1 pseudogene is annotated in these 423 nt (G+C 44.7%); it reads left to right on the plus strand.

The window, feature by feature from the left end:
• Positions 1–293: pseudogene (locus B7C60_RS18920) on the plus strand (alanine--glyoxylate aminotransferase family protein); the annotation flags it as partial.
• Between the last annotated feature and the right edge of the window lie 130 nt (positions 294–423).

The raw sequence follows: 423 nt of genomic DNA on the forward strand, positions 1-423 counted from the left end.
CCCGCCATCAACGGATGCATAACAAACTCAAACAAGGGTTAGAAAAATTAGGGCTGACGTTTGTGGTTGATGAAGCCAGTCGCCTGCCTCAACTTAATGCAGTTTATATTCCTTCAGGCGTCGACGATGTGGCGGTTCGTCATTGTCTTCTTAATGAATATAATTTAGAAATAGGAGCAGGATTAGGCGTTTTAGCGGGTAAAGCGTGGCGTATAGGCGTGATGGGATATGGTGCAAGATCTGAAAATATAGCCCTTTGTCTTAAAGCGTTAGAAGAGGTTCTTGCTTCGTGAGCATTGTTTTCGCCAAGCGGTCACTCATCGCTTGGCGAATGAAGAGGCGGTTTTAACCCGCCGATAAACTTGCTGAGATTTTGGTAGGAAGTTGCTCGAGGGGGAGACTAAAATCATATTTAGGAAAAAG

The organism is Vibrio fujianensis, from assembly GCF_002749895.1.
Classification (GTDB): Bacteria; Pseudomonadota; Gammaproteobacteria; order Enterobacterales; family Vibrionaceae; genus Vibrio; species Vibrio fujianensis.